We start from the raw sequence: 17,993 nt of genomic DNA, 5'->3' as shown, positions 1-17,993 counted from the left end.
GCGCGTCGTAGAAGAATCGGCAGGGGCGGGGGTCCCGAAGCGGCCCGGGACCAATGACCCTGATCACCTCTGCCGGACGGCCCCGGCGCTCCGCGGGGTGGCCCGCGCGTGCGACCATGCGCGCTGATGGACACCATCCGCCCACCGACCTGGCAGCCGCCCCTGTTCTGGCGTGCCGCGCAGCTGTTCGCCCGCGTCGTCGTCGCGCTCCTGGCCCGCCTGGAGGTCAGCGGCGACGTGCCCGAGGCCCTGCGCCGGGGCCCGCTGATCCTGGCCGCCAACCACATCAGCCCGTTCGACCCCGTCGTGCTCGCCGCCGCCTGCCGCGCCCGGGGCGTCGCCCCCCGGATCATGGCCACCGGCGGGCTGTTCCGCACCCCCGTCATCGGCGCCCTGATGCGCCACGCCGGGCACCTGCGCGTCGACCGGGGCACCGCCGCCGTCGGCCGGGCCCTCGACGAGGCCGCCACGGCGGTCGCCGCCGGCTCGGTGATCCTGGTCTATCCGGAGGGCCGCATCGGCCTGGACCCCGGCATGTGGCCCGAACGCGGCAAGACCGGCACCGCCCGACTCGCCCTGGCCTGCGGGGCGCCGGTCGTCCCGGTCGCCCAGTGGGGCTGCCACGAGGTGGTGCCCTACCGCGCCCCGAAGGGGCTGCTGCGCGGGATCGCCCGTTCCCTGCTGCGCCGTCCGGTCGTGCGGGTGCACTTCGGCGACCCGGTGGACCTCGCCGACCTGACGCCGGAAACCCCGGGCGCCGCCCTGCGCGCCACCGACCGGATCATCGGCGCCATCACCGATTCGCTGGTGCCGTTGCGGCCCGACGAGCCCGACAGGCCCCGCCACGTCGACCCGGGTCGCCCGATCGACACCAGCCGCTCCCAGCGCTCCGGAAGGACCTGATCCCCGGCGTGGGCACAATGGCGAGGTGACCCGCCTGCGCCTGCCGCTGCTCGTCGTCGCCCTGCTCGTCCTCGTCTGCGCAGGCGGGTACGCCGTCCTGCGCTCGGCGTACCACGACGAGAAGGACCGCCGGGACCTCATCGACCTGACCCGCTCCTCCCCCTGGCCTCCCGACGACCTGCTGGTCCCCGACGACCTGCCCCGCTCCGGCACCCTCGGCTGGCTGGACCGGCTCGGTCTCGACATCGCCTACGGCCTGCGCACCCGCGACGGCCGTACGGTGCCGGTGGTGTGGCAGCAGCACCACCCGGCCCCCGACGGGTCCCTGGCCGACGGGGTCGACTGCGACGTCCGGACGATCCACGTCTGCACCGACGCCGGCGACGGTCTGACCCTCGTCGTGACCCGGGACACCGACAACAGCGACCCCGCCACCGCGCTGTACCTCTTCGGCGCTGACCAGGTGCTCAGCGTCAGCGTGCAGGGTCCGGATCCGGTGACCGCCGACGACCTGCGTGCTGCGCTCACCCGCACCCACCACCCCTCCGACGGCGAACTGCTCGCCCTGCTGCGCCGGCCCGGCCACCAGACGGACTGGAGCTGACCCGCTCTGGCCCCCGGCCGGTCACCCGCCGGCCACCGCGCCCCGGCATACTCCCCGCGTGACCCACGCCTACCTCGACGGCCCCGCCCCGCTGGCCTTCGCCCACCGGGGCGGCGCCGCCGAGGGCGACGAGAACACCGCCGCCGCGTTCGCCCGGGCGGTCGGGCTCGGCTACCGGTACGTCGAGACCGACGTGCACGGCACCGCCGACGGCGTCGCGGTGGTCTTCCACGACGCCACGCTGGCCCGCGTCACCGGCGAGCCGGGGCGCATCGCCGACCTGCGCTGGGCCGACCTGGCCTCGGTACGCGTCGGCGGCGCCGCCGTGGTCCCCCGCCTCGACGAGGTCCTCGACGCCTGGCCGCAGGTGCGGTTCAACATCGACGTCAAGGCCGACGGCGGCGTCGAGCCGACCGTGGCCACCGTCGCGCGCGTCAAGGCCGGCGACCGGGTGCTGCTGGCCTCGTTCAGCGACGCCCGGCTGGCCCGGCTGCGCGCCCTGACGCAGGGGCGCGTCGCCAGCAGCCTCGGCATGCGCGGGGTGGCCCGGCTGCGGATGGCGTCGCTGACCGGCCGGGCGCTGCGGCTGCCCCCGTCGGTGGTCGCCGCGCAGGTCCCGGTGCGCTACGGGCGGGTGCCCGTGGTGGACCGCCGGTTCCTGCGCCACGCCCACCGACTCGGACTGCACGTGCATGTCTGGACGATCGACGAACCTGCCGAGATGCACGAGTTACTCGACCTCGGAGTGGATGGCATCATGACCGATCACGTCGGCGTGCTGCGCGACGTGTATCACAGCCGCGGCCACTGGGCCGCCTGAACCGTTCGAAGGACCCCGATGGCCGAGACCGTCACCCCCGCGGTGGACGACACCCCCGCCCCGGCGAGCACCCGCCGCGAACGCAGCGGCTGGTACTTCTACGACTGGGCGATGTCAGCCTTCTCCACCACCGTCATCACCGTCTTCCTCGGCCCGTTCCTGACCACCGTCACCGAACTCGCCGCCGGCTGCGAACTCGGCGCCGACACCTGCGGCGGCTACGTGTACCCGCTGGGCATCAAGGTCGCCGCCGGCTCGTACTTCCCGTACCTGGTGTCGCTGTCGGTGTTCCTCACCGTGTTCGCGCTGCCGGTCGTCGGCGCGATCGCCGACCGCTCGGCGCACAAGAAGCGGCTGCTCGCCGCCGCCGCCTTCATCGGCGCCGGCGCGACCGTCGGCATGCTCTTCGTCACCGGCGACCGGTACCTGCTCGGCGGGGCCCTGTTCATGGTCGCCAACATCGCCTTCGGCGCCGGCGTCGTGGTCTACAACTCGTTCCTGCCGCAGCTCGGCGGCCCCGACGACCGCGACGGCATCTCCAGCCGCGGCTGGGCGCTGGGCTACCTGGGCGGCGGCCTGCTGCTGGCGCTCAACCTCGTCGCGGTCAGCATGCTCGGCGAGGAGGGCAACCACCAGCGCACCCTCGACCTGGCCCGCTGGTCGATCGTGTCCGCCGGCGTGTGGTGGGCGGTGTTCACCCTGATCCCGCTGCGCTGGCTGCGCGAGCACCCCACGGCCGCCGCGCGGGCCGGTGGCAACCCGGTCACCGACGGGTTCCGCCAGCTCGGCCGCACCCTGCGCGAGATCAAGGCGTACCCGCTGACGCTGTTCTTCCTGCTGGCGTTCCTGGTCTACAACGACGGCATCCAGACCGTCATCGCCCTGGCCAGCCAGTACGGCACCGAGGAGCTGAAGCTCGGGCAGAGCACCCTGATCGTCACCATCCTGCTGGTGCAGTTCCTGGCCTTCGGCGGCGCGCTGCTGCTCGGTGCCCTCGCCAAGCGCATCGGCGCCTGGAAGACCGTGCTGATCAGCCTGGTGCTGTGGACCGGGGTGATCCTCGGCGCGTTCCGGCTGCCCGCCGAGGCGCCGGTGCCGTTCATGGTCCTCGGCGCCGCCATCGGCCTGGTGCTCGGCGGCAGCCAGGCCCTGAGCCGGTCGCTGTTCAGCCAGCTCATCCCCGCCGGCAAGGAGGGCGAGTACTACGGCTTCTACGAGATCAGCGACAAGGGCACCAGCTGGCTCGGCCCGCTGGCCTTCGGCATCGTGTTCCAGCTCACCAACTCCTACCGGGTGGGCCTGGTCTCCCTGCTGATCTTCTTCGTCGTCGGGTTCCTGCTGCTGCTGGCCGTGCCGATCCGCCGGGCGATCATCGCCGCCGGCAACACCCCGCCGCGGGTGCTCTGAGCAACGCGGGCCCGTCCCGCACCGGCCGGATCAGCGGGCGTCGATCGGCTAGGCTGCCCGACCGTGACCGACCACGCCACCGCCCCGACCTGCCTGGCGCGCCCGCCGCTGGGCCCCGACGACTCCCCCGCCGGGTGCGCCGCGGCGCGGGGCGTGGACGGGCGTCCGTTGCACGCGGCGGCGTTGAAGTTCTTCTGGGGGCCGATGGACTGCGGCAAGTCCACGATGGCGTTGCAGATGAACTACAACCACTCCCGGCAGGGCCGCCGCGGCCTCGTCACCACCCGCATCGACCGCTCGCTCGGCCCACAGGTCACCACGCGCATCGGCCTGGCGCACGAGGCCGTCGAGGTCACCGACGAGCTGGACCTGCGCACCCTGGTGCGCGACACCTGGGCCGAGGGCGTGCGCGTCGACTACCTGATCTGCGACGAGGCGTCGTTCTACAACCTGGAGCACGTCGAGCAGATGGCGGAGCTGGTCGACAGCTACGACGTCGACGTGTACGCGTTCGGGCTGGCCACCGACTTCCGCTCGTGCCTGTTCCCGGCGGCGCAGCGGCTGTTCGAACTGGCCGACGAGGTGGCCCGCATCCAGGTCGAGGTGCTCTGCTGGTGTGGCCGGGAAGGGCTGCTCAACGCCCGGGTCGTCGACGGCCGGGTGGTCCGCGAGGGCCTGCAGGTGGTCATCGGGGACACCGTGGACAGCGCCGAGGTGCGCTACCAGGTCCTCTGCCGCCGGCACTACCGTGCGGGCGAGCTCGGCCCCCGCCGCTGACGGTTCAGTACGGGTCGCCGCACACCCGCCAGCCGCCGTCCTCGCGCACCACCGACAGCTTCCGCTCCTCGGTGAGGCCGCTGTCGCGGGTCAGCCGCACCGCCACCGTGCCGCGCGGGCTGCCGCCCCGGGTCGCCACCGACACGTCGACGATCTCGTAGCCGTTGACCAGCGGCGGGGTGCGCAGCCAGCTCGTGAACCCGATCGGGCTCCACCGGCTGCGCGCGTCGGCGCAGAGCCGGTCGTACGCGCCGTCGGTGTCGCCCGCCGCCACCGACCGCAGGAACCCGTCGGCGGTCTCCCGCACCGGGCCGCTGGCCTGCGTGACCACCTGCACGTTCCAGGCGCCCAGCCCGGCGACCCCGATGCAGCACAGCAGCACGGTCACGCCCGCGAACACCAATCCGGTACGCACCGGGCGGCTCCGACGGGCCGGCCGGCTCCACGGCTGCTCAGCGCCCACCCGTCGACCGTAGAGAACCGGTGGGCCCGCCCGCAGGAAAGTCGGCCCTGTCGTCCCCGTACCGGCCGGTCGGGTCGCGGTCGCCGCCGGCGCCGAGCGCCGCCCGGGCCGGTCCCGCCGCGCGCGGTCACGGCTCGATGAGCCCGGCCCGGATGGCGTAGCGGGTCAGTTCCAGGCGGTCCCGGAGGCCGAGCTTCTGCAGCAGGTTGGCCCGGTGCCGCTCGACGGTCTTGACGCTGATGAACAGCAGGCGGGCGATCTCCTTGGAGGAGTGGCCCTCGGCGACGAGCTTGAGGATCTCCTCCTCGCGTTCGGTGATGGCCCTGGCCGGCACGCTCTCGCCCCGCGCGCTGCGTTCCAGGTAGGTGCGGATGAGGGCGTTGATGGCACCGGGATAGAGGAACGGTTCGTCGCGCACGGCGGCGCGGCAGGCCTCCACCAGGTCGCGGTCGGCGACGGACTTGAGCACGTAGCCGTTGGCGCCGACCTTGAGGGCCTCGAAGAAGTACTGCTCGTTGTCGTACATGGTCAGGATGAGGATGCGCAGGCCCGGCTGCTGCCGGGACAGCTCCCGGGCCGCCTGGAGGCCGGTCAGCCGTGGCATGGCGATGTCGAGGATGGCCAGGTCGGGACGTTCGGTCTGGGCCAGGGCGATGGCCTCCGCGCCGTCGCCGGCCTCCGCCACGACGGTCAGGTCCGGTTCGCTGTCGAGGATGAGGCGCACGCCACGGCGGACGAGGGCGTGGTCGTCGGCGAGCAGGATGCGGGTGGTCACGGCCGGCCCTCCCGGTCGCCGACCGGTACCCGCAGCCGCACCTCGGTGCCGCCGCCGGGGCCGGGCCCCACGCTGAGCTGGGTGCCGATGAGCAGGGCCCGCTCCCGCATGCCGCGTACGCCGGCGCCCTCGGCGGCGTCGCCGATGCCCCGGCCGTCGTCGCGGATCCGCAGCTGCACGTGGCCCGGTCGACGGGTCAGCGACAGCTCGACGGTGGCGGCCCGCGCGTGCCGGACGGTGTTGGTGAGGGCCTCCTGCGCCACTCGGTAGATCACCAGTTCGGCCTCGCCGTCGAGGGTGGGCAGGTCGGCGTCGAGGTGCTGGCGCACGGACAGGTCCGTGTGCCCGGTGACCTCCGTGACGAGCGCCTTGAGGGCGCTGGTCAGGCCGAGCTCCTCCAGTACGCCGGGGCGCAGCCGGCGCGCGATGCGGCGGATCTCGTCGAGGCTGTCGCGGGTGGTCTCCTGCACCTGGGCGAGTTGGGCACGGACCGGTTCGGGCGCGTGCCGGGCGACCTGCTTGAGTTCGAGCAGGACCGCCGTCAGGGTCTGACCGACCTCGTCGTGCAGTTCCTGGGCGACGCGCCGGCGCTCGGCCTCCTGGGCGGACAGGGCGCTGGCCGCGCTGGTGGCCCGCTCCGCCTCCAGCCGGTCGATCATGGCGTTGAAGGCGCGGATCAGGTCCGCGATGCCGGCCTGCCCGGCCGGGACCGGGCGGGGCTCGGGCTGCAACAGGTCGATGGTGGTCATGGCCCGGGTCAGCCGGTGCAGCGGCGCGAGGCCGACGCGCAGCAGCGCGGCGTTGGCGACCAGCATCGCGGCGAGGCCCACGGTCAGCACGAGGGCCTCGGTGAGCAGCACGGGGGTGGACACCGTGACCGGGCCGAGCAGCAGCAGCGTGGCGGCGACGAGCACGGCGGCGTTGAGCAGGAAGATCCGCCAGAACAGCGACACGACGGCACCTCCCCTCCCGCTCCGGTTCCGACGCCCTGCGACTCCCGCGCTCGTCCGCGCTCCGGCACGCGGCGCGGGCCGGAGCGCGCCGCGGCGTGATCACCCTCGTCATGGCCAGCCTGTCGGCCGGGGCGCGTGCTGTAAATGCGTGCCGGCACCCATTATCGCCGCAGGTCGGCCGGGCCGCCGACAGGCCGGGCACCGGCCCGGGCCGGCGGCAAATGGGTGTCAGCCCCGATGTCGACCCGCAGCGGACCGATGACCATGAACGCGAGCCCGGGGCCGGGAGCCGCTCCGGGCTCCGATCCTTCGTGCCCGGCTCCCTCTGTCGCCGCCCGTGCGGGCGTTCCCCGCCGCGCCGCGCCGAACCCGGGAGGACCCTGTGAACCGTCATCCGATGGTGACCGAACCCGCGCCACCGGAAGCGGAGACGGTCACCTGCGCGCAGCGGCGCGCCGGGGTGGAGCACGGTCCGCCGGGCGGGTGCCCGTGAGCGCGTGGCCCGCCCTCGCCGCGATCGTCATCTTCACGGTCGCCTTCGTCTTCATCGCCACCGAGAAGATCAACCGGGTGGCGGTGGTGCTGGGCGCCGCCGGCCTGATGGCCGCGCTCGGGCTGGTGCCCGGCTCGGACGTGTTCTACGCCCACCACGCCGGCATCGACTGGGACGTCATCTTCCTGCTCCTCGGCATGATGATCATCGTCGGGGTGATCAAGCAGACCGGCGTGTTCGAGTTCATGGCGATCTGGGCCGCCCAGCGTTCGCAGGGGCGGCCGTACCGGCTGATGGTGCTGCTCGTCGCGATCACCGGCATCGCCTCGCCGGTCCTGGACAACGTCACCACGGTCATGTTGGTCGCCCCGATCACCATCTCCGTGTGCCGCCGGCTGGGCATGCCGGCCGCGCCGTTCCTGATCGCCGAGGTGCTCGCCGCCAACATCGGCGGCGCGGCCACCCTGATCGGCGACCCACCCAACATCATCATCGGCAGCCGCGCCGGGCTGAGCTTCAACGACTTCCTCTGGCACATGGCCCCGGTCACGGTCCTGATGTTCCTGGCGTTCCTGGTGCTGGCGCGGGTCATGTTCCGCCGGGCGTTCGTGCACCACCCCGAGCGGTTCGAGGCGGTACGCGACATGGACGCCCGCGCCGCCATCACCGACCCGCGGTTGCTGATCCGCTGCCTGGTCGTGCTCGGCCTGGTGATCGTCGCGTTCACGCTCCACACGGTGATCCACATCGACGTGGCCGTCGTCGCGCTGCTCGGCGCCGGGCTGATGGTCCTGGTGTCCGGGACGGACAAGTCGGCCTACCTGGGCGAGGTCGAATGGCCGACGCTTGTGTTCTTCACCGGCCTGTTCGTGATGGTCGCCGGTTTGACCGAGACCGGGGTGATCAGCTGGATCGGCGAACGGGCCAGCGACGCCGTGGGCGACAACTACTTCGCGGCGGCGACGGGCCTGGTCTTCGGCTCGGCGGTGCTCGGCGCGTTCTTCGACAACATCCCCTACGCGGCGACCATGGCGCCGATCGTGGAGGGCCTCGTCGCGGGGGCCCCGGACCCGGGTACCGGCCAGGCGCTGTGGTGGTCCTTCGCCCTGGGCGCCGACCTGAGCGGCAACGGCACGGCCGTGGCGGCCAGCGCCAACATCGTCGTGCTGGGCATCGCCGCCCGCGCCAAGGAACCGATCAGCTTCTGGCAGTTCACCCGCTACGGCATCGTCACCACGATCATGACCACGGTGATCGCCTGGGTGTACGTGTGGCTGCGCTACTTCGTGGCGTAGGCCGCTCCGCAGTGCAACACGACAGGAGGCAATGATGCAGATAGAACGCATGCCGCTGCCCGGCATCGGGGTCGGCTACACCCTGCACACCGGGGAGGGCCAGGTGATCGGGGTCGTCTGCCATCGCGGCGGCCGGCGGGACGTCGTCGTCTACGCTCCCGGCGACCCGGACACCGTGGAACGGTCCGTGACCCTCAGCCCGACCGAGGCGCAGGAGGTGGCCGAACTGCTGCACCCCATCGCCACCATCGACCACGTGACGCACCTGGAACGCCACCGGGAGGCGATCAGCGTCGTCGAGCTGCCGGTGACGGCCGCCTCGCCCTACGACGGCCGGACCCTGGCCGAGGCCGTCGCGCGCATCAACGGGGTGAGCGTGGTCGCCGTCGTCCGCGACGGGCGGACGGTCACCGCACCGGGGCTGGGGCACGTCCTCGCCCACGGCGACGTCCTGATCGTCGCCGGGAGCCAGCAGAGCATCGAGGCGCTGAGCCGGGCGCTGATCCACACGGACCCGTAGGCCGCTCCACACGCACCCGTAGGCCGCGAGCACCGGCCGGTGGATCCTACCTACGCGCGGCATCCACCGGCCGGTGCACGTCAGCCGCGGCGGCGGGCCCGGGCCGCCCAGATGGCGTACGCGGGATCGCGGTCGAGGTTGTGCCGGTCCCGGTCGTAGCGGCGGGTGGTGCGCGGATCGGCGTGGCCCATCGCGTCCTGCACGTCCTCCAGGGGCACGCCCTCGGCGCGGGCGGTGGTGGCGAACGCGTGCCGCAACGAGTGCGGCGACAGCCTCGCCCACGCCGGGATGCCGGCCGTGCGGGCCAGCCGGCGCACCAGCCGGAACATCGCGTGCCGGTCAAGCCTGGCCCCGCTGGCGGTGACCAGCAGCGGGCCGGTCAGCTCGTGCACCGCCACGCCCTGGGCGGCGGCCCGCTGGGCCAGGTACGCGTCGAGGGCGTACGCGGTGCCGGGGGTCAGGGCGCGGCGGCGGGACCTGCCGCCCTTGCCGACGAACCGCACGCTGCGGTGGCCCCGCTCGGTGCCGAGGTCGGCCAGGTCGAGCGAGACCAGCTCTCCCACGCGCAGGCCGAGGTCGGCCAGCAACGCGATCGCGGCCCGGTTGCGGGCGGCGGTCGGCCCGGTGTCGGCCTCGGCGGCGGCGAGCAGCGCGTCGACCTCCTCGGGGGCGAGCCCGACGGTCGCAGAGTGGTCCCGGTCGATGCGGGGGCGGTCGGCGCCGGCGACCGGGTTGGCCTCGACCGCGCGCAGCTTGACCAGGAAGTCGTACCAGCTGGACAGGGCGGAGAGCCGGCGGGCGACGGTGGCGGGGGTCAGCGGCTTGCCGGTGCGCGCGCCGAGGGTGGCCTCCAGCGCCCGGCCGTACTCGTTGACATGCAGGAAGTTCGCCTGCAACGGGTCCAGTTCGCGGGCCGCGCACCACGCGAGCCAGCCGGCGACGTCGCGCCGGTACGCGTCGCGGGTGTGCTCGGACAGCCGCCGGTTGCGCAGCCACGCCTCGGTGAAGTCGACGGGCCCCCCGGGCAGGGCCAGCGGGGTGGGCCGGCTTGGCCGCGCCGGAGCGTTCGGGGAGAGCATGTGAAAAAGGTTCTCAGCTTCGGGTCGAGAACGGGAGGAGGCGCGCCCTACGCGATCGTGCCGGGCCGCCCGGCGGGTGGGGGCGGGACGAACCGGTGGCGAGAAAGAGCGAGGGGCGGGACGGCCGCACCGGCCGTCCCGCCCCCACCCGCCGAAAGTCAGGCGTTGATCTCCTTGCGGCCGTTGCCGTTGGCGGTGGCCGTGACGGTGACCCGGCGGGGCTTGGCCCGCTCCGCGACGGGGATCCGCAGGGTCAGCACGCCGTTGTCGTAGCCGGCCTCGAGCTTGTCGGTGTCGAGGGTGTCGCCGAGGAAGAGCCGCCGGGTGAAGGTGCCCATCGGGCGTTCGGCGGCGACGAGCTCGACGTTCTCGCCGGCGGGCCGGCGACGCTCGGCGCGCACGGTCAGCACGTTGCGCTCGACGGTGCAGTCGATGCTGTCCGGGTCGACGCCCGGCAGGTCGAACGCCGCGTAGAACCAGTCACCGTCGCGGTAGGCGTCCAGGGGCATGACCGCGGGGCGCGCGGCGGTGCCGAAGAACTGCTCGGTGATCCGGTCGATCTCACGGAACGGGTCGGTGCGCATCAACATGGCCTGCCTCCTCGGTTCTCCTGGCCGAAGGTCCTTGAGTTGAGCCGATGGGACTCAACTTCCTGTTCTTTATTTAGCGCGTTCTGGCCGCGACGTCAACTCAGGACCTTCTCGAACCAGTGCTGGGCGTAGGCGCCGTCGTTGTACGCCGGGATCTCCCGGTAGCCGTGCCGGGCGTACAGGGCGCGGGCCTCCACCAGGTCGCCGCGGGTGTCCAGCCGGATCCGGTCGGCCCCAGTAACCCGGGCCCGCTGCGCCACGGCGGCGAGCAGGGCCGCCCCGCCGCCGTGGCCGCGGTGCGCGGGGCGCACGTACACCCGGGTCAGCTCCGCCCAGCCCGGCCGGTACCGCAGCCCGGCGCAGCCGGCCGGACGAGCGTCGCGGTACGCGAGCAGGAGGATCCCGGTGGGTGCGGCCAGGTCGTCGCTCGGGTCCTCGGCCATCGCCGCCGCGACCTCACCCGGCCGGACCGGGCGAGCGTGGTAGCGGCGGACCATCTCCTCGAAGTACTCCTCGAGCAGGGTCGTCGCCTCGGGCCGGTCGGGACGGGCCGGCACCGTCGTCCAGTCTGTCGCGCTCACCCGTCGATCCTCGCCCTCCGGTCAACGGGATATCCGCCGGCCGCGACGAGGGCGGCGGTCAGTCGCCGACGCGCCAGTAGACGCCCTGTTCCCGGGCCAGCAACTGCTCGTCGACCAGGTACCGGCGCAGCGCCACGTGGTCGGAGCCACCGTCCTCGCACCAGCGCCGCAACACCTCGTCGACCGCCGACTCCGGATAGCGCACCCCCGGCTCGAAGGACCTCGCCACGTGCGCCAGCACCACCCGCCGCCGGCCGCGCTGCGCCGGCAGGCCGGTCAGCCTGTCGTCGCGCACGAAGGTTCGCAGCACGCGGTCCGTGGAGTCGCCGGCCGGCCGGGGCGCCGACGGCGTACGGGCCGCCTCCCGCAGCCGCTCGGCGTCGACCCGCAGGTCACCGTCGCCGCCGGCCACCAGGCCCGCGTCGACGAGCCGGCGAGCACCTGCCGCGCCGACAGGCCTGTCCGGTCGGCCACCGCCCGGGCGTCGGCGCCGCCCAGCACGATCGCCGCGAAGACCTGCCGCCGTACGTCGTCGGCGAGTGCCCCCGCCAGAGCCTGCGCTGTCATGCCGGCCACCCTGCCAGCAGGCGTACGCGCACCGCACGTCAATTCCGCCCGCGCATCCCGGTCACCGACGGATCAGCCCGCGGGCCCGGGCAACGGCGACGGCGGCGGTACGCGAGTCGACGTCGAGCTTGCCGTAGACGTGCACCAGGTGCGTCTTGACCGTGGCCTGGCTCAGGTACAGCCGCTGGCTGATCTGCTGGTTGGACAGGCCGTCGGCGACGAGTTGCAGGACCTCTGTCTCGCGGCGACTCAACGCGGTGCCCGGGGCACGCACCCGACCCATGAGACGACGGGCGACGGCCGGGGCGAGGGCGGAACGGCCGGCGGCGGCGGCGCGCACGGCCGCCGCGAGTTCCTCGGGCGGGGCGTCCTTGAGCAGGTAGCCGATCGCACCGGCCTCCACGGCGGCGAGGATGTCGGCATCGGTGTCGTAGGTGGTCAGCACCAGCACGGCGGGGCCGCCGGGGCGGGCGGTGATGGCTGCGGTCGCCTCGGCGCCGTCCATCCCCGCGCCGAAGCGCAGATCCATGAGCACCACGTCGACCCGCTCCCCCTCGGCGAGGGCGACGGCCCGCTGCGCGGTCGCGGCCTCGGCGACCACCTCGAAGTCCGGCTCGGTGTCCAGGACGGCGCGCAGCCCGGCCCGTACGACCGGATGGTCGTCGGCCAGCAACAGGCGGATCGGACCGCTCACACCCCCGCCTCCCCGGTGCCCGGGCGCGCGAAGCCGACGGCCAGCCGGGCACCGCACCCGGGCGCCGACTCCACGATCAGGTTGCCGCCCAGCTCCTCGGCCCGGGCCCGCATGGCGGCCAGCCCGAACCCGCCGTCACCGTCCGGCCGGTCGCCGGGCGCGCTCACGTCGAAGCCACACCCGTCGTCGACCACGTCGAGGACGACGTCGCGCGCGCCGAACCGCAACGTCACGTCGGCGCGCCTCGCCCCGGCATGGCGCACGGTGTTGGCCAACGCGGACTGCGCGATCCGCAGCAGCGCCACCTCGTGGCGGGTCGGCAGACGCACCGCCGTCCCGTCGACCCACAGGCGTACGGTCAGCCCGGACGCGGCGGCGGTCGCGTCACACAGCCGCCGCAGCGCCGCCGGCAGCGAAGCGCCGTCGAGGCCCGGCGGTGTCAGGGCGCGTACGAACCGGCGCGCCTCGACGAGGTTGTCCCGCGCGGTGCGGCGGGCCTGCTCGACGTGGCCCGCCGCCACGTCGAGCCGGTCGGGGAACCCACGCTGGGCGGCACGCAGCAGCAGTTGGATGCTCGACAACCCCTGGGCGAGAGTGTCGTGGATCTCGCGGGCCAGGCGTTCCCGCTCGGCGAGGACCCCGGCGGCGTGCTCGGCGGCGGCCAGTTCGGCGCGGGTGGCGCTCAGCTGCTCGATCAACCGCCGGCGGCGCTCGCTCTCCCGGTACAACGCCTGGTAGCCGAGGACCGTGCCCACCGACACCGCGGCGCCGATGGCGGGACCGATCACCGCGCCCGGCGTGAGCGCCCCCTGGTGGCCGGCGACACCGGCGACCGCCGCCACGGTCGTCGCCGCCACCGCCACGATCCCCCAGCGCACGGGCAGCAGGTGCAGATGCAGCAGGAACAGCGGAAACGCGAACCACACCCCGTCCGGGGTCAGGGCCAGCAGCACCAGCCACCCGCCGGTCAGCACCGCCAGCCAGGCCAGCGCGGCAGGCCGGTGCCAGCGCACCAGCGACAGCGCCGCCCCGACGGCGTAGACGACGGCCAGCGCCACGGCCGCGGCGAGCACGGCGGCACGCCGCGGGCCCGGCCCGGTGACGGCACGAACGGCGGCCACCGCGAGGAGGAGCCCGACCAGCAGGTGCAGGCAGCGGCGCAGCACCCGCAGCGGACGAGCGAGCGATTCCGCGTTCACGATGCCTCCAGGCTAGGACGCCGACGGCCGCCGCCATCAACCAAAAGGTTGATCCCGACGTACGCAGTGCGACGCCCCGAGACCGATCGGCGGCGCGATGGCACCGGCCGCCGTCCGGACGACGGTTGGTGCCGGGCCGCGACCGCGGCTTCCCGACACCTACCGGAAGGCTGATGCGATCGTGTTCGTCGCGTGGAGAGACATACGGTTCGCCAAGGGCCGCTTCGCCCTGATGGGAACGGTCGTGACGCTGATGACGCTGCTGGTGGTCCTGCTGTCCGGGCTGACCGCCGGCCTGGGACGCGGCAGCACCTCGGCGATCAGCGACCTGCCCGCCGACCACCTCGTGTTCTCCGCCCCGGCCGACGGGCAGAAGCTCTCGTTCACCGAATCCACCGTCAGCCGCGAGCAGTGGCTGCGCTGGCAGGACATCCCGGGGGTGAGCGCCGCCGCGCCGCTGGGAATCGCCACCGCCCGCGTCGACGCGGGCGAGCGCAGCGCCGCGCTGTCCGTGTTCGGCGTCCCGCCCGGCTCGGGCCTGGCACCCGCCACCCTCGCCACCGGACGGGCCGTGCTGTCGCGGGGCGCGGCCGACGCGCTGCACGCCCGGCCAGGACAGACCGTGTCCGTCGGCACACACCGCCTCACCGTCGACGCGGTGGCCGGCGACGCCTCCCACAGTCACACCCCGGTGATCTGGACCGACCTGCACGACTGGCAGGCCCTGGCCCCCGGCGCCGGCGGCGACGCCGCGACGGTCGTGGCGCTGCGCACCACCCGCGACGCCGACCTCGCCGCCGCCGACCGACTCCTGCACACCCGTACGGTCACCCGCACGCAGGCGCTGTCCGCGATCGGCTCCTACACCGCCGAGAACGGGTCGCTGCAACTGATGCGCGGGATGCTGTTCGGGATCTCCGCCCTGGTCGTCGGCGCGTTCTTCACCGTGTGGACCATCCAGCGCGCCCCGGACGTCGCCGTGCTGAAGGCGCTCGGCGCCACCACCGGCCACCTGCTGCGCGACGCTCTCGGGCAGGCCCTGGTGCTGCTGCTCGCCGGCACCGCCGCCGGCACCGCGCTCGCGGTCGCGCTCGGCGCCGCAGCGGCCGGCACGGTGCCGTTCGCGCTCACCGCCGAATCGGTGCTGTTCCCGGCCGCCGTGACGATCGCACTCGGTGCGGCCGGCGCGGCCCTGTCCATCCGCCGCATCACCTCCGTCGACCCGCTGATCGCCCTGGGGAGCGCCCGATGAGCCTCGCACTCGCCGACGTCACGCTGACCTACCCCGACGGCGACGCCCGGCTGACCGCCCTCGACCGGGTCAGCCTGCGCGTGCCGGCGGGCAGCACCACCGCCGTCATCGGCCCCTCCGGCTCCGGCAAGTCGAGCCTGCTGGCGGTGGCCGCCACCCTGATCACCCCCGACTCGGGAACGGTGCTCGTCGCCGGCACCGACACCGCGGGGCTCGGCCGCGCGGGCACGGCCGCGCTGCGGCGGGAGAAGATCGGAATCGTCTTCCAGCAGCCCAACCTCATCGCCTCGCTTACCGCCGCCGAACAATTGCAGGTGATCGCCCACCTCGCCGGCGGTTCCCGCCGCGCCGGCCGCGCCCGCGCCGCCGAACTGCTGGCGGCGGTGGGGCTCACCGGCCAGGCCGCCCGTCGCCCGCACCAGCTCTCCGGTGGGCAGCGCCAGCGCGTCAACATCGCCCGCGCCCTCATGAACGATCCCGCGGTGCTGCTGGTCGACGAACCCACCAGCGCGCTGGACCACGAGCGCGGCGCGGCGATCGTCGAGCTGGTCACCGACCTCACCCGCCAGCGCGGCACCGCCACCGTCCTGGTCACCCACGACCGGGAGCACCTGCACCGCGTCGACGCGGTCGCCGAGATGATCGACGGCCGGCTACACCTGCCGACCCCGGCCTGAGCGCCCGCTGCGCAGGTCCGGCGCTGCGCGGCGGCCCCCGGTGCGGCAGAGTGACACCGTTGGCCGGCGAGCGAGGAAGGGCGGTTGCGCGTGGAGGGTCCGACCGGGGTGGTGTTCCCGAAGACCGACGCGGGACGCAGTACGTCCGCGCTCGGGCGGGCGGTCGTCGCCGACGCCCTGCGCGCCGTCGATCCGGTCGGCGCGCGCTCGGCGGAACACGAGACCAACTGGCGCCACGGTTACCTCGGGCACTTCCGGCGGCTCGTCGAGGCCGGACTGCTCTCCCGCGAGGCCGCGGTGACGATCGCCCGCGACGGGCTCGCCTCGCTGCACCGCCGGATGGCCGTGGTGCGCGCCGACGGCACCGAGACCGGCCTCGGCGAGGTGTTCGACGCGCCCACCGAGGTCGCGCCGCTGCGCACGGCGACGGTCGCCGGCACCGGCGAGGTCGACCGCGAGTTCTCCCTGCCGTACCGGGGCCGGCGGCTGCGCGGCGACGAGCTGCGCCGCCGGCTCGACGCGTGGGTGACCGCAGGCGTCGTCGAGCCCACCTGCGCCGAGGCGGTACGCGCCGTCATGGCCAACCCGGACTGGCTCGACCTGCGCGACCAGCGCATCGTGGTGCTCGGCGCGGGCGCGGAGATGGGTCCGCTGCCGTCCGTGCTGCGCTGGGGCGGCGACGTCGTCGCGGTCGACCTGCCGCGCCCGGAGATCTGGCGGCGCCTGCTGGACACGACGCGCCGCAGCGGCGGCCGGCTGCACCTGCCCGTCCCCGCCGGCACCGACCCCGACGACGGCGCGTTGGCCGCCCGGGCCGGCGCCGACCTGCTGCACAACCTCCCGCAGGTGGCCGACTGGCTGCTCGGCGTCGACGGCCGGCTCGTGCTGGGCAACTACGTCTACGCCGACGGCGCGACCAACGTCCGGGTCGCCACCGCGGTCGACGCGCTCACCCTCCGGTTGCAGGACCGCCGCGACGACGTGGCGCTCGCGTTCCTGGCGACCCCCACCGACGTCTTCGCCGTCCCCGGCGACGCGGTGCGCCACGCCGAACGCGGCTACGCGGCGCGTGGCGTCGTCCGCCGGTCGTTGCGGGTCGCCTCCGGCGGCCGGCTCCTGCACCGCAACTACCCGCCGGGCGTGGACCCGGGCATCAACGACAGCCTCGTCCCCCAGCAGGGCCCCAACTACGCGCTGGCGAAGCGCCTGCAACGGTGGCGGGCGACGGTGGCCCGCGACGGCGGGGCGACCGTGTCGTTCACCGTCGCCCCGCCCACCCGCACCCGCTCGGTGCTGCGCAACCGGGCGCTGGCCGCCGCGTACGCCGGTGCGCACCGCTTCGGCATCGAGGTGTTCGACCCGGCCACCAGCAACACGTTGATGGCCGCGCTCCTGGTGCACCACCTGCGTGCGGGCGCTCCGGCGCTGCCGCACCCGTGGCAGGACGAGGCGTACGGCGCCGCGCACGGTGGACTGTGGCGGGTGCCGTACGCCCCGCGCAGCGCCCTCGGCCTCGCCGTCCTGCTCGGACTCGGCGGCGCGCGGACCTGACCTGCCCCGGGGGCGGCCGCTCAGCTCAGCTGAAGTCGGTCGGCCAGGTCGGCCCGGGTGAACGCGGCGACCACGTCGTCGCGCCCCTCGGTGAAGTGGGCCCAGCTGTCCACGTGCACCGGCACGACCCGCCGCGCGCCCAGGATGCGGGCGGCCTCGGCGGCCTGGGCGCTGTCGAGGGTGAGCAGCGCGCCGTCAAACATGGGGGTACGCACGGCCCCGGCGAACAGCACGGCGGTGTCGACCGGCCCGAAGCGCTCCGCGATCTGCCGCACCAGGTCCAGCGAGGCGTTGTCGCCGCTGACGTAGACCGTGGGCAGGTCGGCGGCGGTCAGGACGAACCCGACGACCTCGCCGGTGAGCGGCTCGCAGCCCTCCGGGCCGTGCCGGGCCGGCACGCCCGTCACCGTCACGGTGCCACCGCCGGGGCGCTCCAGCTCGACGGACTCCCACGGCGCCAGGCCCCGGGCGGTGCCGCCGAGACGACCCGCGCCGCTGGGAGTCGTCACGGTCAGGGCGACGTCGGCCAGCAGGGCCCGACCGGCGTGGTCGAGGTTGTCGGGGTGCTGGTCGTGGGAGAGCAGCACCGCGTCGACGGGGCCGAGGTCGGCCGCGCCGGCGGCGGCGGGAGCCGTCTTGGTCAGGACCATGCCGGGACCCAGCGGGTAGTCGCCGGGGGCGTCGAAGGTCGGGTCGGTCAGGAACCTGAGGCCGCCGTACTCGATGAGGGCGGTCGGGCCGCCGAAGACGCGGACGGGGACGGGGACGGTCGTCGTGCTGGTGTCGGTCACCA

At 74.4% G+C, this 17,993-nt stretch carries 20 protein-coding genes; 10 read left to right on the top strand and 10 right to left on the bottom strand.

Going from position 1 to position 17,993, the window contains the following annotated elements; translation table 11 throughout:
* The first annotated feature begins 126 nt into the window (after window positions 1-126).
* The 5 genes from AC0OO9_RS29930 (at window position 127) to AC0OO9_RS29910 (ending at window position 4,511) form a co-directional block, all read left to right on the top strand.
* On the top strand, window positions 127-903 hold the full coding sequence (locus AC0OO9_RS29930) for a lysophospholipid acyltransferase family protein (RefSeq protein WP_484514086.1): 777 nt from the start codon (window positions 127-129) through the stop codon (window positions 901-903).
* A 25-nt stretch (window positions 904-928) separates the two neighbouring features.
* Complete coding sequence (locus AC0OO9_RS29925; RefSeq protein ID WP_484514085.1) at window positions 929-1,507, top strand: hypothetical protein; 579 nt, start codon at window positions 929-931, stop codon at window positions 1,505-1,507.
* A gap of 58 nt (window positions 1,508-1,565) precedes the next feature.
* Window positions 1,566-2,327 carry a glycerophosphodiester phosphodiesterase family protein gene (locus AC0OO9_RS29920; protein ID WP_484514084.1) on the top strand — a complete coding sequence of 254 codons (762 nt, stop codon included), beginning with the start codon at window positions 1,566-1,568 and terminating at the stop codon, window positions 2,325-2,327.
* Window positions 2,328-2,345: 18 nt separating this feature from the next.
* Entirely contained in the window at window positions 2,346-3,734 is a 1,389-nt protein-coding gene (locus AC0OO9_RS29915) for an MFS transporter (RefSeq protein ID WP_484514082.1), read from the top strand.
* Between the two features lie 63 nt (window positions 3,735-3,797).
* Window positions 3,798-4,511: a thymidine kinase gene (locus AC0OO9_RS29910; protein ID WP_357579354.1), complete on the top strand. Its 714-nt coding sequence runs from the start codon at window positions 3,798-3,800 to the stop codon at window positions 4,509-4,511.
* Between the two features lie 4 nt (window positions 4,512-4,515).
* Here the strand turns inward: AC0OO9_RS29910 and AC0OO9_RS29905 are convergent, their stop codons facing one another.
* The 3 genes from AC0OO9_RS29905 to AC0OO9_RS29895 form a co-directional block, all read right to left on the bottom strand.
* Complete coding sequence (locus AC0OO9_RS29905; protein WP_151453194.1) at window positions 4,516-4,974, bottom strand: Rv0361 family membrane protein; 459 nt, start codon at window positions 4,972-4,974, stop codon at window positions 4,516-4,518.
* A gap of 127 nt (window positions 4,975-5,101) precedes the next feature.
* Window positions 5,102-5,749, bottom strand: coding sequence for a response regulator (locus AC0OO9_RS29900; RefSeq protein ID WP_132237626.1), 648 nt, complete (start codon window positions 5,747-5,749; stop codon window positions 5,102-5,104).
* Complete coding sequence (locus tag AC0OO9_RS29895) at window positions 5,746-6,702, bottom strand: HAMP domain-containing sensor histidine kinase (RefSeq protein ID WP_484514079.1); 957 nt, start codon at window positions 6,700-6,702, stop codon at window positions 5,746-5,748. Before AC0OO9_RS29895 ends, AC0OO9_RS29900 begins: the two co-directional genes overlap by 4 nt.
* Before the next feature lie 489 nt (window positions 6,703-7,191).
* On the opposite strand from AC0OO9_RS29895, the gene AC0OO9_RS29890 reads away from it, so the two are divergent.
* The gene (locus AC0OO9_RS29890; protein WP_484514078.1) at window positions 7,192-8,490 is read left to right on the top strand and encodes an ArsB/NhaD family transporter; all 1,299 of its coding nucleotides are present in this window, start codon (window positions 7,192-7,194) and stop codon (window positions 8,488-8,490) included.
* 34 nt (window positions 8,491-8,524) lie between these two features.
* Window positions 8,525-9,010 (top strand): cation:proton antiporter regulatory subunit, encoded by a 486-nt coding sequence (locus tag AC0OO9_RS29885; RefSeq protein WP_484514076.1) that lies wholly within the window; start codon window positions 8,525-8,527, stop codon window positions 9,008-9,010.
* Window positions 9,011-9,090: 80 nt separating this feature from the next.
* Here AC0OO9_RS29885 and AC0OO9_RS29880 read toward each other — a convergent pair whose 3' ends face one another.
* From AC0OO9_RS29880 to AC0OO9_RS29855, 6 genes are all read right to left on the bottom strand, one after another.
* Window positions 9,091-10,089 carry a tyrosine-type recombinase/integrase gene (locus AC0OO9_RS29880; protein ID WP_484514074.1) on the bottom strand — a complete coding sequence of 333 codons (999 nt, stop codon included), beginning with the start codon at window positions 10,087-10,089 and terminating at the stop codon, window positions 9,091-9,093.
* Window positions 10,090-10,247: 158 nt separating this feature from the next.
* Window positions 10,248-10,679, bottom strand: a complete 432-nt coding sequence (locus AC0OO9_RS29875; protein ID WP_089000369.1) for an Hsp20/alpha crystallin family protein — start codon at window positions 10,677-10,679, stop codon at window positions 10,248-10,250.
* Window positions 10,680-10,774: 95 nt separating this feature from the next.
* Entirely contained in the window at window positions 10,775-11,260 is a 486-nt protein-coding gene (locus AC0OO9_RS29870; protein ID WP_484514073.1) for a GNAT family N-acetyltransferase, read from the bottom strand.
* A gap of 58 nt (window positions 11,261-11,318) precedes the next feature.
* Window positions 11,319-11,672, bottom strand: a complete 354-nt coding sequence (locus AC0OO9_RS29865) for a DUF2087 domain-containing protein (protein WP_484514072.1) — start codon at window positions 11,670-11,672, stop codon at window positions 11,319-11,321.
* A 216-nt stretch (window positions 11,673-11,888) separates the two neighbouring features.
* On the bottom strand, window positions 11,889-12,521 hold the full coding sequence (locus tag AC0OO9_RS29860; RefSeq protein ID WP_484514070.1) for a response regulator transcription factor: 633 nt from the start codon (window positions 12,519-12,521) through the stop codon (window positions 11,889-11,891).
* On the bottom strand, window positions 12,518-13,720 hold the full coding sequence (locus AC0OO9_RS29855; RefSeq protein WP_484514068.1) for a sensor histidine kinase: 1,203 nt from the start codon (window positions 13,718-13,720) through the stop codon (window positions 12,518-12,520). The genes AC0OO9_RS29860 and AC0OO9_RS29855 overlap by 4 nt, the downstream gene beginning before the upstream one ends.
* A 253-nt stretch (window positions 13,721-13,973) precedes the next feature.
* On the opposite strand from AC0OO9_RS29855, the gene AC0OO9_RS29850 reads away from it, so the two are divergent.
* From AC0OO9_RS29850 to AC0OO9_RS29840, 3 genes are all read left to right on the top strand, one after another.
* Window positions 13,974-14,972: an ABC transporter permease gene (locus AC0OO9_RS29850; protein WP_484518087.1), complete on the top strand. Its 999-nt coding sequence runs from the start codon at window positions 13,974-13,976 to the stop codon at window positions 14,970-14,972.
* A complete protein-coding gene (locus AC0OO9_RS29845) occupies window positions 14,969-15,649 on the top strand; it encodes an ABC transporter ATP-binding protein (RefSeq protein WP_484514067.1) in 681 nt (226 codons plus the stop codon). Before AC0OO9_RS29850 ends, AC0OO9_RS29845 begins: the two co-directional genes overlap by 4 nt.
* A gap of 90 nt (window positions 15,650-15,739) precedes the next feature.
* Window positions 15,740-17,200: a hypothetical protein gene (locus tag AC0OO9_RS29840; RefSeq protein ID WP_484514065.1), complete on the top strand. Its 1,461-nt coding sequence runs from the start codon at window positions 15,740-15,742 to the stop codon at window positions 17,198-17,200.
* Between the two features lie 20 nt (window positions 17,201-17,220).
* Here AC0OO9_RS29840 and AC0OO9_RS29835 read toward each other — a convergent pair whose 3' ends face one another.
* A complete protein-coding gene (locus AC0OO9_RS29835) occupies window positions 17,221-17,991 on the bottom strand; it encodes an MBL fold metallo-hydrolase (RefSeq protein WP_484514063.1) in 771 nt (256 codons plus the stop codon).
* Window positions 17,992-17,993: the final 2 nt, after the last annotated feature.

The organism is Micromonospora sp. USAFONa4 (genome assembly GCF_057197825.1).
This window is presented reverse-complemented; position numbering and strand designations above follow the sequence as displayed.